Here is a 14,869-nt window from a genome sequence, read left to right as displayed (position 1 = left end):
AATAGTTTGTTATAATAAATGTACTTTTGTACGCCTTTAAAAAAGAAATTATGTTTAATAAAAATATAAAATTGGCTCTAGCCGCTTTAACTTTTGCTTGGTCTATTTATGAGTTTACGCAAGGGCATATTGGTAATGGAATTGCTATTCTACTTTTGGTTAGTATTTTCATTTTGTTTTATTTTAAAAATGAGTTTATTCTCCTAGCTTTTATACAGTTGCGTCGACAAAACTTCGAAGGGGCTAAAAAGTGGTTGTCTTTTATTAAAAACCCATCATCAGCTTTAACAAGAAAACAAGAAGGTTATTACAACTATTTACACGGTATAATGCTATCACAAACTAATATAACTCAAGCTGAAAAATTTTTAAAAAAAGCCGTTAAATTAGGTTTAGCAATGGATCATGATTTAGCAATGGCTAAATTGCAATTGGCAGGAATAGCTATGACAAAAAGACGTAAAAGAGAAGCTACTGCATTAATGAGTGAAGCTAAAAAACTAGATAAACACGGCATGCTCAAAGAACAAATGCAGATGATGAAACAACAAATGAAAAGGATATAACCTTTTCGTTATTAAGAACTAGCAAAATTATTTTTGTAGATTTACCCTTACAAAAAGTCAAATGATAAAAAACTTATTTCTTAAGCTCATAGATAAATACGCATCTAGATGGCTGGTATTAGTTATTGATATACTACTTGTATGTATATCTTTTGTATTGGCGTATGCCGTACGATTTAATGCTAGTTTAAATTTTGATTTAAGTAATCTCTATGTTCAAATACCTTTTATTATACTGGTATCTTTGATAAGTTTCTTGACTGTTGGATCATACAGAGGTATTATTCGTCATACAGGAACAAGGGATGCATTTAATGTTTTTGTTGGTGTCACTTTACTATCAATGATCACTATTTTTGTTGTTCTTGTCAACAATACCTTTAAAATTTTTCCAAATTTTACCATCCCTAGATCAGTTGTAATAATTCATTACCTAGTTTCCATTATTGTACTTGTAATTAGCAGGTATATCTTCAAAGCATTCTATGAAATTATATCGTCTGAATTAGATGATATAACAAATGTTTTGATCTACGGAGCTGGTGATTCGGGATTGATAACTTATGGGGCTCTTAATCGCGACACTAAAAACAATTATCAGGTTATAGGTTTTGCAGATGATAATACGAAAAAAGTTGGTAAAAAAATTGATAGGATTAAGATTTATGATGGAAAAAAAATAAATAAAGATTTTATTTTAAATAAAGAAATAGATGAAATTATAATATCTATACAAAATATAAAATCTGAAAAGCTGCTGGTTTTAGCTGATAGGCTACTTCCCCTTGACGTGAAAGTTAAAATTGTTCCTCCTCTTTCTAAGTGGATTGATGGCGATTTAGAAGCTAACCAGATTAAGCAAGTTAAAATAGAAGATTTACTTGATAGAAAACCCATTTCAATTAACAACCCTATAGTAAAGAGAGATGTAAATAATAAAACCATTTTAGTTACAGGAGCAGCTGGTTCAATTGGATCGGAAATTTCACGACAATTGAGTAACTATAATTACAAGCATTTAGTACTCGTTGACCAAGCAGAATCAGCTCTATATGATTTACAACAGGAACTAAACCAGAAAGGTAAAGTAAATTTCACTGCTATTGTTGCTGATGTTAGAGATAAAATAAGAATGATCAGTATTTTTGAGGAATTTAAACCTAACAAGGTCTTTCATGCAGCAGCTTACAAGCATGTTCCTTTAATGGAAATGAGTCCGTATGAAGCTGTAAAAATTAATATAGGAGGTACCAAAAACATTGCTGACCTATCAATTAATTACGATATAGAGAGGTTTGTTATGGTTTCAACAGATAAAGCCGTAAATCCAACCAATGTTATGGGGGCCACCAAAAGGGTAGCCGAAATGTATATTAGTTGTTTAAGTAACAGAAAGGATCATTCAACGAAATTTACCACAACTAGATTTGGGAATGTTTTAGGATCTAACGGTTCAGTTATTCCACTATTTAAAAAACAGATTGAGAATGGTGGGCCCTTAACTGTAACTCACAAGGACATTACACGCTATTTTATGACCATTCCTGAAGCTTGTCGATTAGTTTTAGAGGCAGGTACCATGGGAAATGGAGGAGAAATATATATTTTTGACATGGGTAAATCCGTTAAAATTTATGATATTGCAAAAAGAATGATACATTTATCCGGTCTAAATTTCCCTGAAGATATTGACATTAAAATAACAGGGCTAAGACCAGGAGAAAAACTATATGAGGAACTATTGGCTAATGGAGAAAACACGACTCCTACATATCATGAAAAAATCATGATAGCTAAAAATCAAGAGATAGATTATGATTCTATTTCCGGAAAAATTGAAGATTTATGCAAAGCGAACGGAAATAATGACAGTGCGCTAACAGTTAAGTTAATCAAATCTATTGTTCCTCAATATATATCTAATAATTCTATCTATGAACGATTAGATACACCAGTAAAGAATTAAATTAGTACTTTCGCAAAAAATTTCCACAATGCAAAAAGTAAAATCGATTGTTTTATTACTCGCTATTACAATTTTCACTTCATGTGTTTCAAAAAAAAAGATTGTCTATTTTCAAAATGATCAAATAGATCAATCAAGATTCTCTAATAGTTATAAAACTATTTTTAAACCTGACGATCTTCTTCAAATCACTGTATCTGCTCTGGATATTGAAGCTGTCAAGCCTTTCAATTTACCAGCTGTTTCATATGCTACAACAACTAATAGTGTTGTTGGTACCCCTAGACAACAGCTTTACCTTGTAGACAATGAAGGCTACATAGATTTCCCTATTTTGGGAAGGTTGAAAGTTGGTGGTCTAACAAGACAAGAGACCATAGATCTATTGACAAAAAAACTAGATCCCGACTATATAAAAAAACCAACAATAATTATTAGAATATCAAATTTCTCAGTTACCATACTTGGAGATGTTCAAACCCCTGGTACTTACACCATTCCCAACGAAAGAATTACAATTCTTCAAGCAGTTGGATTAGCTGGGGATCTAAACATATCAGGAGTAAGAAACATTCAAGTAAAACGAGAAGAAAATGGGCAAATAAAAACCTATGAACTAGATTTAAGGTCAAATAGTTTGTTCACGTCTCCCGTATACTATTTACAACAAAACGACATTGTATATGTTGAACCGAATAAAGCAAGATCTCAATCAGCATCATACAATCAAAATACAACTTTATTTATTTCAATAGGTTCTGTACTTGTTGCATTAATAGCAGCTTTAACAAGATAAAAATATGCAAAAAGAGAAATATACCAATCAAATTCAAGATAACGACACTATAAATATAAGAGCCGAACTTGAAAAATATTTAATACATTGGAAATGGTTTGTTCTAGGTACAATTTTAGCTTTGACAGGAGCTTTCGCATACCTAAGATATTCAACCCCAAAATATAGTGCTTCCTCTACTGTTTTAATAAAAAATGATAAAAAAGGAGGAATATCTGAAGAACTAGCGGCTTTCGAAGATTTAGGAATAGTTGGTGGGTCTAGTAAGAATATTGACAATGAAATAGAAGTAATTAAGTCAAGAAAACTTATCTCTGGAGTCATAAGTAAACTTAACCTTGATATTTCCTATTTTACTCAAGGAAGGATTAAACAAAGCGAGGTTTATAATAATATCCCAATCTCAATTTCCTTCGACAATCCCGAGAAAAAGACAGATACTGTTATTTCTGTTATCATAGAATCTAAAAATAGTTATTCTTTATTAGACCAGAATGAAAACAAAATTGAATCAAATATAAGTTTCGGCGATGTTCTTCAGAAATCTAACTTAAACAATTTCAAAGTTGAAAAATCTTCTTTTTTCAAAGAAGGCAATATTGGAGATATTTTCAAAATAGTTATTAAACCCATAGATCGTATTATTGATTCTTACATAAACGGTATTTCGATAAATCCTATTAATAAAAAGTCAAGCGTTTTAAAACTTACTTTACAATCACCAATTAAAGAAAAAGCTGAAGATATTCTTGATGAACTTGTAGATCAATATAACAATGATGCCATTAAAGACAAGAAATCGGTATCAGAAAAGACTAGTGCTTTTATTTCTGAACGTTTGGTTAATATTGGAAAACAACTCGCTTTGTTAGATGATAATGTCAAAAAGTTTAAAAGCAAAAATAAAATTACAGATATAGAATCTGAAGCGCAGTTAATATTGGAAACAAGTACTGTTAATCGTGAAAAATTAATTAAAGCTAGTACTGAGTTAAATCTTGTAAAAGCGCTTAGTAATGAAATAAATTCAGATGAAGATCTTTTACCCGCAAATTTAGGCTTAGAAGACGCAAATATTTCTATGGCAATAGGAGAATACAATTCACTTCTTCTCAAGAAAAAACGCTTAAGTCAAAGTGCTGGTCAAAAAAACACTGTCCTTATTCAAGTTATAAATGATATAGACAATTTAAAAAACTCCCTTGTCCGTAGCTTACAAAATAGAGAACGTCTGTTAGAAATTAACCTTAATAATTTAAGAAATGAATCAGGACGTAATAACTCAAAAATATCTACTATCCCATCAAAAGAAAGAGAATTTCTGGATATAGCTAGACAACAAGAAATAATAGCGGGTCTTTATTCCTATTTATTGAAAAAAAAGGAAGAAACGGCAATTTCGTTAACCGCAACTGCTGTTCCGAATGCTAAGATAATTGATAAAGCGTATAGCTCTGGAATTGCTGTTAGCCCTAAAAAGAAATTCATTTATTTAGCTGCATTGCTACTAGGACTAGTCATTCCTTTTGTTATTATATACTTAAGAGATCTGCTGGACACTAAAGTACATACGAAAAAAGATATTCAGGAACTAACTTCCATTCCTTTTGTTGGTGATATTCCTCATTCTGAAGTAAAAGAAAAGATTGTAATCAATGCTAGCGCAAGATCAAGTACTGCTGAGGCCTTTAGGTTAATAAGAACGAACTTAGACTTCATGCTTCCTCAAAAAAATGACGGTAATGGTCATGTAATTTTTGTAACCTCAACAACTAGTGGTGAAGGAAAATCTTTCAGCTCTATTAATTTAGCTGCTTCCTTATCATTATCAGGAAAAAATGTTGTCCTCGTTGGATTAGATTTAAGAGCTCCAAAAATTACAGAATATCTTGAGATACCAGATAGAAAAGGTATTACTAACTTTATTACCAATGATAGTATTACATTAGATTCCCTTAAGTTTTCGATTCCTGAAATTCCAAAATTAGATATTATAGCTTCTGGTGCAATTCCTCCGAATCCTGCCGAGTTATTGATGACTTCTAAGATTGATCAGTTATTTGAAGAGTTAAGCAGAGATTATGATTATGTTATTATTGATACAGCTCCTGTTAATCTTGTAACTGACACCTTGTTAATCTCAAAAAAAGCCAATTTAGTACTTTATGTAACTAGAGCTAATTATCTTGATAAGCGTATGCTAATAGTCCCTGAAACTCTTTACAGAGATAAAAAATTACCTAATCTTGCAATTATATTAAATGATACCGACCTTAAACGAGGTTATGGGTATGGCTATGGTTATGGGTATGGGTATGGGTATGGAATAGCCGACGATATTGACAAGCCATGGTATAAAAGAATATTTGGTAAATAGAAAGAATCTACAAAAAATAAAAAAGAGCAATTTTAAATTGCTCTTTTTTATTTCTATCTAAACATATAATTTTTCTTTATCAAGTTCTCAATTTTTCGTATCGTTTTCTTTTCCCCAATCTTACTAAGTAGTCTTAAATGATTCATGTGATGTGTATCTGTTCCTACGAAATCATACAGCCCTTCTTCCAATAGTTTATTTGTTATTTTCTGCACTCCTTTTCCATATTGTTCTGTTAAAGACAACAAGTTAAGCTGAAAAACACATCCCGCCTTTTTCAATTTATAGTACATTTGAAAATCCTTATGATAAAAGTTATAACGTTCAGGATGTGCAAGAACTGGTTTGTACCCTTTTAATTGTATTTCAAATAATATATCAAATAAATTATACGGAGCATTAAAATAAGACATTTCAACCAAAATATAATTATCCTTCAATGTAAGTACATCATCATTGGCTAATCTTTCTACGAACTTCTCATCCATCATATATTCTGCCGCCGCACGAAATTCAATATTGTCGCAACCTCTTTTAACCAATTCTCCTTTTACTTCTTCCGCTTTTTTAAGAATCAATTCGCTTGAATTAGGGTATACATCACCTAAAACATGAGGTGTTGTTACAAAATTATTGATACCGTAAGAACTCATTTTTTCAATTAACTGAATTGAGTTCTCCATATCTTTTGCTCCATCATCTATTCCTGGCAGCAAATGAGAATGTATATCGGTAAAATCATTAGTAAATATCTCGTTTAACGGAATTTCTTTCTTCTTAAGGAAAAACATATATTATATCTTAAAACTTCATTTAAATTATATCTAAAACTCTCTCAAGAGCCATACCTCTTGATCCTTTTATTAAAATAGTTCCATTGTTTATGGGAATGTTTCTCATAAACATTTTTAAGTCATCAAATTTTTTAAACTTATTAAAACGCGTATTAGTTTTGAAAAACTCTTCTCCTACCAAATAACAATTATCAAAATTACTTCTTTCTAATAAACTTATAATATTTTGATGCTCTTCTTCACTACTAACACCAAGCTCAAACATATCCCCTAGTATAACCGTTTTATAATCTCCTTCCATTTCTTTAAAACTTTCAAGGCTACATTTCATACTTGTAGGATTTGCATTGTAGGCATCTAAAACTATTTGAACACCTCCTTTATCAATTATTTGTGATCGATTATTTTTAGGGATATACTCTTCAATAGCCTCTTTTATTTGTTTCTGATTCACATCAAATGCTATACCAATTGTTATTGCGGCACAAATATTATTATAGTTATAACTTCCTATAAGATTACTTTTAATATTCAGGTCCTTATAAGTCAAGCGTACCAGTGGTGATGCTTCTATAAATTTAATGGACTCATCAAACAAAATTCTTTTAATATCTGATGTTTTTTCCATTTGAACAGAATCATCTGGATTAACAACGGCAATTTTTGAATTATTTCTTAGAAAATCATACAATTCAGACTTTCCTTTTATAATTCCTTCAACAGAACCAAATCCTTCTAAATGAGCTTTACCAAAATTAGTTATAAGTCCATAATCAGGATTTGTTATTTCTGACAAAAGAGCTATTTCTTTCTGGTGATTTGCCCCCATTTCTACAACTCCTATTTGAGTTTCTGGAGTCATTGATAACAGTGTAAGAGGTACACCAATATGATTATTCAAATTTCCCTTTGTAGATGTAACACTATACCTTTTATTTAGAACCGCATTAATCAACTCTTTTGTTGTTGTTTTCCCATTACTTCCGGTTAAGGCTACAATCGGAATATTTAATACGTTTCTATGATAGGTTGCAAGCTCTTGAAGTGTTGTTAAAGTATCTTGAACTAAGATCGTTTTGTTATCAACAAAATAATCTTCTTCATCAATAATTGCATAGCTAGCTCCTTTTTTTAAGGCATCTTGAGCAAACTTATTCCCATTGAAATTTTCTCCTTTTAAAGCAAAAAAAACTGAGTTTTCACGTATCGATCTAGTATCTGTATCAACCAAATATGACTCCGTGTACAACTTATAAATATCTTTCACATTCATATTGTAAAAATAATAAACCTCATTGAGATCAATGAGGTTTATTATATCTAAGTTATAAAAGTATTCTTTATTTGTTTTTATTCGAGTATCTCGGTGTTGCAGTTTTTCTCTGATTCATCATCATTGGTCCCATTTTGTCCGTAGCACATCTAAATCCAATGTAATTTGTTGCCATATACTCAGGGAAATATCTACGTTGTGCTGGGTCCAACCAGTACTCTCTATCTGCCCAAGAACCTCCTTTGAAAACACGTGATTTATCACTTATTAAAGTTGTTCTTGACTTACTATCGTATTTATAATTATTGATAACTCTTCCTAAAGAATCTTTTTCAGCTTCTGGTTTTTGAGGTGAATTATACATTCTTGGCTTTCCAACTAACTCATCTTTATCTAACTCAAAGAATTTTGAAGATGCTTGATCTCCATCACCTAAACTTGAATTATCGGCTAAATTATAGTTCCTTCTCATATAAGTATCTTCCTTCGTTATTGGAATGTACTTTACAGAACCAGGAATATCTTTTGGTACTATTCTACCATTTTCTAAAGTATCGTATTCAATTTCACCAAGCTCATCTCCAACGATAACCACTTTACCATCTTCATTGATTAATTTCTTAGCAAAAATATTTCCTCTAAAATAATTAAAGTCATTGGCTTCAGAATCGATAATCGGTCTATATACATCCGATACCCATTCAGCAACATTACCTGACATATCAAATAAACCAAAAGCATTTGGTGGGTAACTGCGTACAGCGTTAGGAATATCCGATCCATCACTACTCCATCCAGCAATACCTGAATAATTACCTCTTCCTTGCTTAAAGTTGGCTAATTGATCACCTCTTCTTCTCTTATCTCTATCACGAGTATATTTTCCATGCCAAGCATATTTCTTTCTTCCACGGATATTGTTGTATTCTCTGTTTTCGAAGATCGCTTTAGCAGCATATTCCCACTCAACTTCTGTAGGTAACCTGAATTTTTGAGATAAGATACCATCCGTTGAAGTTACATGTCTTCCTGAGAATGATCCTTTTTCTTGTTTAGGCTGACCTTTCTTTCTTGGTACAGGCAAACCCTTTTTATAAATTGTAGAATCTCCATCAAATAATGCGTATGGATTTGACAAGTACGCATCCGTATCAAAATTATTCTTTCCTTTAAATGCTAATGAATCTTCCTTAAAAATATTTGTGATAATTCCTTTATCCATTAATATTTTTAAATTCACCGCATTTGTACGCCACTTACAATACTTATTTGCTTGAATCCAGCTAACTCCTACTACAGGATATTCTGCATACGATGGATGACGTAAATAACTTTCAGATAATAAATTTGTATTTCCTAAACCTTTTCTCCAAACTAAAGTATCTGGCAAAATTGATTCATAAATATTTTTGAACTGTGGTTCTTCAGGAGGGAAGATATCCTTTGTATATTGCATAAATAAACTATACTCCGAATTCGTAACTTCCGTTTCATCCATATAAAAAGAACGCACGTGCATTTGTCTTGGGGTAGTATTCCAATCAAACATCACATCATCTTGAACCAATCCCATTGTAAAGGTTCCTCCTTCAATATGTACCATTCCAGGAGGCACATTATTTCCTTCTTTGTACTTCCCTTTTAAATAACCTCCATAACTTGGGTCATTAAAGTTCCATCCAGTGAGGGAAGATTGTCCTGAACCACTTCTTTTGCTACTACAAGAAGCAATTAGCAATCCTGAGACGGCTAATAAACTAAAAAATCTTAACGTACTTTTCATGTATTTTTAACTATTTTAAGGGTGCTGCAATTTACAATATTTATCACTTCTAACAACTATATTCACTTTTATTTTAAACACAAACTAAATTAAAAAACAATGTCATTCGTTTAGTCTCAAACGATTCTTTTTAAACTTTATTATCATGAATTAAACAAAAGATCAAAATAACTTACTTAGAATTTCGTTATTTTGTAGCAAATATGAAAGTATACACAACTCTTTTTTACCTATTGGTTGCATTTTTAGGATATGGGCAATCTAACTCAGTTTTATCCAAGGGGAATTGGTATAAATTTTCAATTGATACTACTGGTGTTTTTAAAATTGATAATAATTTTTTAAATCAACTCGGAATCAATTCAAATTCTATCGATCCTAAAAATATAAAAATATTTGGAAATGGAGGGAGTATGTTGCCAGAAATTGCAAGTTTACCCCGATTTAATGACTTAAAAGAGAATGCTATTTACGTTCATGGGCAAGATGACGGTGTTTTTAATGATAATGATTATATCTTATTTTATGGAAAAGGTCCACATGATTGGGAAGTTTTACCAGTTACAGAAGAAGTAAGTCATAAACAAAATATTTATTCTGATAAATCTTATTATTTTCTAATTATTGACGACACACCTGGTAAAAGAATCGAAACCTTCAATCAACCAACTCAAAATAGTGTAAGAACATTAACTTCATTCGATGATTTTATTTTTTATGAAAAAGAAATTAGGAATTTGTTCGCAGTTGGACGATTGTGGTTTGGAGAAGATTTTAGCTTTGAGAACTCTCAAACATTTAGCATCCCATTTCCAAATCAATTGGCAAATTCCGACATAAAAGTAAAAGTTAGTGCTGTTACAATTTCGACATTGTCTTCAAGTATGACTATTTCCAATTCAGGAACTAATATTAGCACACTAAATTTCCCACCAATTTCAAATTCTGGTGTTACTTCTTTGGCAGTTCAAAGAACCAGTGAAGTTTCAATTCCAAGTTCTTCTTCTAATTCTATTGATATTAATTTGACTTATAACAACAATGGATTACCTTCTGCAAAAGCATATTTAGATTATATAGAAATTTCTGGTAAAAAAAACTTAATCACGCAAGGAAATCAATTTAATTTCAGAAGCTTTGAGGCCTTTAATACCACAGGAGTTGTGCAATTTGATATCCAAGGAAATAATCCAAATCAGGTCTGGCATGTTTCTGACCATATCAACCCAAAAAACATTGAGAACATTAGTAACTCTGGAATATTTAGTTTCAAAACAAACGGTAATATTTTAGATGAGTTTGTTGTTATTACAGATGATTTTTATACTCCTACTATTGAAGGAACCTCACCAATTGAAAATCAAGATTTACATGACTTGGCAAACATCCAATACCTAGTCATAACAAATAACGACTTATATAATGAAGCTAAAAGGTTAGCTGACTATCATCAAAACAACAGTAATTTGTCGTCAGCTGTCATAAAACTAGACCAAATATATAATGAATTTTCATCAGGCTCCCCAGATGCCACTGCCATAAGAGACTTTATAAAATATCTTTATGATAATTCCTCTTCAGCAAGTAAATTACAATACGTCTGTTTTTTTGGAGACTCTTCCTATGATTACAAAGACAGGTTAACAAATAATAATAATGTTGTTCCCACATTTCATGCAACTCAAAGTTTTGATTTAGTTTCCTCTTATGTAACGGATGATTATTTTGTTATGGTGGATCAATCCGATGGTTCAATGCTTACTTCTAATAATATTGATATCGCCTCTGGTAGAATTCCTGTAACATCAACTCAGGAAGCGAATCAAGTAGTAGATAAAATTTTGAATTACTATGCTCCTAAATCATTTGGAGATTGGAGAAATTCAATTACCCTCTTAGCTGATGATATTGATCAAGATGCGGATAGAACACTTCAGTCTGGATTAGAGGAGGTAGCTGATTCTATTAAAAGTAATAAACCATTTTATAATATCAATAAACTATATGCGGACGCATTTCGACAAGAAACCACCTCTGGAGGAGAGAGATATCCTCAAGTAAAAAATGCAGTAAGTAATTCTATAGAAAAAGGAACTCTAGTCTTCGATTATTTTGGGCATGGGGGTGAAGATGGATTAGCCGATGAAAGACTTCTTGAAATTCCTCAGATTGAAGCTTTAAATAACTTCAATACACTTCCTTTATTTATTACAGTAACTTGTGAGTTTTCGCGATTCGACAACCCTCTAAGAGACACTGCCGGTGAAAAATTATTCTTAAATAAAAATGGAGGGGCCGTAAGTATGATTACTACTACAAGAAACGTTTTTATATCTCTTGGAGAACTTTTTAATAAAGAGCTAACCAAAGATGTACTCGATTTTAATGATAGAAACCTCTCTATTGCTCAAAATTTGATTGAAACAAAAAACAGAACTTCGAGTAGTCAAAAATATTTTATTTATTATTTCGGTGATCCTGCAATGAAACTTGCAACTCCAAAACCGAATATTAAGTTAACTAAGATTAATGATAAAGACATTACACAGTCTATTGATACTTTAAAGGCTTTATCAAGAGTTTCCATTGAAGGAATTGTTACCGATAATTCAGATAATATTATACCAAACTTTAACGGTGTTTTAAGCACTACAATTTTCGATAAATCTGTTGATAAGCAAACCTTGGATAATGATGGCTTTGGTATTATAAATACATTTGATTCTCAAGAGAGTAAATTATTCAGAGGGCAAGCTTCTGTGAATAATGGTTCTTTTAAGTTCGAGTTCATCGTTCCAAAAGATATTAAAATAGCCTTCGGAAAAGGAAAAATCAGTCTATATGCTAATAACGAATCTATTGATAAAGGTGGAGCCAATTTTGATGTTACTGTAGGAGGTATCAATCCTGATGCTCCAGAAGATAATACTGGTCCACAATTACAAGCTTTCTTGAATGATGAATCTTTTGTAGATGGAGGAACAACTAATGCCTCTCCTAATTTAATTATCAACTTAGCCGATCCTAGCGGTATTAATACATCAATTACTGCGGTAGATCATGATATTGTTGCTATTCTTGATAATAACGAATCTGATCCCATCATTTTAAATGATTATTATCAAACTGAATTGGATGACTTTACCAAAGGAAACGTATCGTATAGACTTAGAAATTTATCAGAAGGGTTACACACCTTAAAAATAAAAGCTTGGGACACCTACAATAATTCGTCAGAGATAACGTTATCGTTTGTGGTTGTAAGTGATTCTGAACTGAATATCAGTAATGTTTTAAACTATCCTAATCCGTTTGTAAACTATACTGAATTCTGGTTTAATCATAACAAACCCAATGAACCATTAGAAGTTCAAATACAAATTTTTACAGTTTCTGGAAAGTTAGTTAAAACAATTAATCAAATATCACAAACCACTGGAAACTTATCAAGAAGTATAACATGGAATGGTTTGGACGATTTTGGAAATAAAATTGGTAAAGGAGTTTATGTTTATAAATTGAGCATAAAATCAACGGTTTCCAATGGCACATTTGAGAAATATGAAAAACTGGTTATATTATAAATAGAACGTAAAATCTTATATTTGCACAATCAACAATCAAAACATAAATGAGAAAATTAACGACCCTTTTACTACTTTTGTTAGGTTTTAGTTTAACGACTAAAGCTCAGCAAGGTATTACAACTGCAACTCCATTTTTATTAATTACATCCGACGCAAGAGCTGGAGGTATGGGAGATATCGGAGTAGCTACCTCATCAGATGCTTTTTCTATTTTTCACAATGCTTCAAAAACGGCATTCAATGAAAACGAAATAAGTATTGGTATAAATTATACACCTTGGTTACGAAATTTAACAGACGATATTTTTGCAGGAAACCTTTCGTATGTGCAGAGATTTAAAGAAAATGCAGCCTTTGGAGTTGATTTAAAATATTTCTCTTTAGGTAGAATCGACCTAACAGATAATAGTGGAAATCCAACTGGAAGCATTAGTCCGAATGAATTAGCTATTACAGGAACTTACTCTATGAAACTAAGTGAGACATTTTCTATGGGAGTTGGATTAAAATACATTAATTCAAATCTTGATGTTTCTAATAACTTAGATGCCGTAAACTCTTTTGCTGTAGATATTTCTGCTTACTATAGATCAGAAGAAGAAAACTACGGTAGTTTTAATGGTCGCTATAGATTAGGTATTAATATTGCTAACATTGGACCAAAGGTTGAGTATACTCCTGGAGATCCAAATTTCATTCCAACAAATTTAAAACTTGGTGGAGGATTTGACTTCATTTTAGATGATTACAATCTTTTAGGTTTAAACGTGGAATTCACAAAGTTACTTGTTCCTTCAAGTCCCAATTCTACAAGAAGTTGGTTCGAAGGAATGTTTACATCACTAGGAGATAGAAGTTTTAGCGAGGAATTACAAGAAGTAACATGGGCTTTAGGTGCTGAATATCTATACAACAAAGCGTTCGCTGTTAGAGCGGGTTATTTCCATGAAAGTGAACAAAAAGGACAACGTCAGTATTTTACTATGGGAGCTGGTTTTAAAGCTAGAGCTTTTTCTTTAGATTTATCATATCTAATGAACACATCTAACGTAAATAACCCTCTTGAGAATACATTACGTTTTTCTTTATCATTCGATCTTGGTCAAATTTACGATGATTATTAAAATTCATTTTTTTTAGTAACTTAGAAGAAAATATAAAGCTGTCTTTAACGACAGCTTTTTTTGACTTTAACTATGTGAATTTTATCTCCTGCAGATATAATATACAATACTTATGAAAAAAATACAAGTTAACTCTTCTGCTACCGTCTTTGATAATCTTTCAGAACTATCAAAAGAAGAATTTGATCTAATGAATCATGCTATTGAAGCGAGAAAAAAAGCCTATGCTCCATACTCAAAATTTAACGTAGGTGCTGCTCTACTCTTAAATAATGGTAAAATTATCACAGGAAATAATCAGGAGAATGCTGCTTACCCATCTGGTATGTGTGCTGAACGGGTGGCAATATGGAAAGCAGGTTCAGAATATCCAAATATGACTGTAAAAAAAATAGCAATAACAGCGGCTTCCTCTGAAATTGTGGTGAGCAAACCTGTTGGTCCATGTGGAGCATGCAGGCAAACACTTTCAGAATACGAAATCAATCAAAAACAACCGATTGAAATAATATTTATGGGTGAGGTTGGTCAAATTATAAAAACAGAATCCTTGTTATCACTCCTTCCTTTTTCATTTGATAGTTCATATTTGTAATTTTCGAC

10 protein-coding genes are annotated in these 14,869 nt (G+C 31.5%); 7 read left to right on the top strand and 3 right to left on the bottom strand.

Annotated features, from left to right (window positions below):
- The first annotated feature begins 50 nt into the window (after window positions 1-50).
- From ACKTTV_RS19895 to ACKTTV_RS19880, 4 genes are all read left to right on the top strand, one after another.
- Window positions 51-566 (top strand): DUF2892 domain-containing protein, encoded by a 516-nt coding sequence (locus ACKTTV_RS19895; RefSeq protein WP_408032639.1) that lies wholly within the window; start codon window positions 51-53, stop codon window positions 564-566.
- A gap of 61 nt (window positions 567-627) precedes the next feature.
- The gene (locus ACKTTV_RS19890) at window positions 628-2,532 is read left to right on the top strand and encodes a polysaccharide biosynthesis protein (RefSeq protein WP_408032638.1); all 1,905 of its coding nucleotides are present in this window, start codon (window positions 628-630) and stop codon (window positions 2,530-2,532) included.
- A 28-nt stretch (window positions 2,533-2,560) separates the two neighbouring features.
- Window positions 2,561-3,328, top strand: coding sequence for a polysaccharide biosynthesis/export family protein (locus ACKTTV_RS19885; RefSeq protein ID WP_408032637.1), 768 nt, complete (start codon window positions 2,561-2,563; stop codon window positions 3,326-3,328).
- Between the two features lie 4 nt (window positions 3,329-3,332).
- Entirely contained in the window at window positions 3,333-5,705 is a 2,373-nt protein-coding gene (locus ACKTTV_RS19880; protein WP_408032636.1) for a GumC family protein, read from the top strand.
- Between the two features lie 53 nt (window positions 5,706-5,758).
- On the opposite strand, the gene ACKTTV_RS19875 is transcribed toward ACKTTV_RS19880, so the two are convergent.
- The 3 genes from ACKTTV_RS19875 to gldJ form a co-directional block, all read right to left on the bottom strand.
- Window positions 5,759-6,496 (bottom strand): tyrosine-protein phosphatase, encoded by a 738-nt coding sequence (locus ACKTTV_RS19875; protein ID WP_408032635.1) that lies wholly within the window; start codon window positions 6,494-6,496, stop codon window positions 5,759-5,761.
- A gap of 22 nt (window positions 6,497-6,518) precedes the next feature.
- Window positions 6,519-7,772, bottom strand: a complete 1,254-nt coding sequence (locus ACKTTV_RS19870; protein ID WP_408032634.1) for a UDP-N-acetylmuramoyl-tripeptide--D-alanyl-D-alanine ligase — start codon at window positions 7,770-7,772, stop codon at window positions 6,519-6,521.
- A gap of 67 nt (window positions 7,773-7,839) precedes the next feature.
- On the bottom strand, window positions 7,840-9,555 hold the full coding sequence (gene gldJ, locus ACKTTV_RS19865; protein ID WP_408032633.1) for a gliding motility lipoprotein GldJ: 1,716 nt from the start codon (window positions 9,553-9,555) through the stop codon (window positions 7,840-7,842).
- A 203-nt stretch (window positions 9,556-9,758) separates the two neighbouring features.
- On the opposite strand from gldJ, the gene porU reads away from it, so the two are divergent.
- The 3 genes from porU (at window position 9,759) to cdd (ending at window position 14,861) form a co-directional block, all read left to right on the top strand.
- Entirely contained in the window at window positions 9,759-13,139 is a 3,381-nt protein-coding gene (porU, locus tag ACKTTV_RS19860) for a type IX secretion system sortase PorU (protein WP_408032632.1), read from the top strand.
- Between the two features lie 47 nt (window positions 13,140-13,186).
- Window positions 13,187-14,266, top strand: a complete 1,080-nt coding sequence (gene porV, locus ACKTTV_RS19855; protein WP_408032631.1) for a type IX secretion system outer membrane channel protein PorV — start codon at window positions 13,187-13,189, stop codon at window positions 14,264-14,266.
- 112 nt (window positions 14,267-14,378) lie between these two features.
- A complete protein-coding gene (gene cdd / locus ACKTTV_RS19850; protein WP_408032630.1) occupies window positions 14,379-14,861 on the top strand; it encodes a cytidine deaminase in 483 nt (160 codons plus the stop codon).
- The last annotated feature ends 8 nt before the right edge of the window (window positions 14,862-14,869 follow it).

The organism is Tenacibaculum xiamenense, from assembly GCF_964513065.1.
Lineage (GTDB): Bacteria > Bacteroidota > Bacteroidia > Flavobacteriales > Flavobacteriaceae > Polaribacter > Polaribacter xiamenense.
Note: the sequence above shows the minus strand (reverse complement) of the source record. Positions and strands in the feature narration are given on the sequence as shown.

Excerpts from the sequence above, each read along its gene's own strand:
- ACKTTV_RS19895 (WP_408032639.1), top strand. The coding sequence starts at position 51 with ATGTTTAATAAAAATATAAAATTGGCTCTAGCCGCTTTAACTTTTGCT.
- ACKTTV_RS19890 (WP_408032638.1), top strand. The coding sequence starts at position 628 with ATGATAAAAAACTTATTTCTTAAGCTCATAGATAAATACGCATCTAGA.
- ACKTTV_RS19885 (WP_408032637.1), top strand. The coding sequence starts at position 2,561 with ATGCAAAAAGTAAAATCGATTGTTTTATTACTCGCTATTACAATTTTC.
- ACKTTV_RS19880 (WP_408032636.1), top strand. The coding sequence starts at position 3,333 with ATGCAAAAAGAGAAATATACCAATCAAATTCAAGATAACGACACTATA.
- ACKTTV_RS19875 (WP_408032635.1), bottom strand. The coding sequence starts at position 6,496 with ATGTTTTTCCTTAAGAAGAAAGAAATTCCGTTAAACGAGATATTTACT.
- ACKTTV_RS19870 (WP_408032634.1), bottom strand. The coding sequence starts at position 7,772 with ATGAATGTGAAAGATATTTATAAGTTGTACACGGAGTCATATTTGGTT.
- gldJ (WP_408032633.1), bottom strand. The coding sequence starts at position 9,555 with ATGAAAAGTACGTTAAGATTTTTTAGTTTATTAGCCGTCTCAGGATTG.
- porU (WP_408032632.1), top strand. The coding sequence starts at position 9,759 with ATGAAAGTATACACAACTCTTTTTTACCTATTGGTTGCATTTTTAGGA.
- porV (WP_408032631.1), top strand. The coding sequence starts at position 13,187 with ATGAGAAAATTAACGACCCTTTTACTACTTTTGTTAGGTTTTAGTTTA.
- cdd (WP_408032630.1), top strand. The coding sequence starts at position 14,379 with ATGAAAAAAATACAAGTTAACTCTTCTGCTACCGTCTTTGATAATCTT.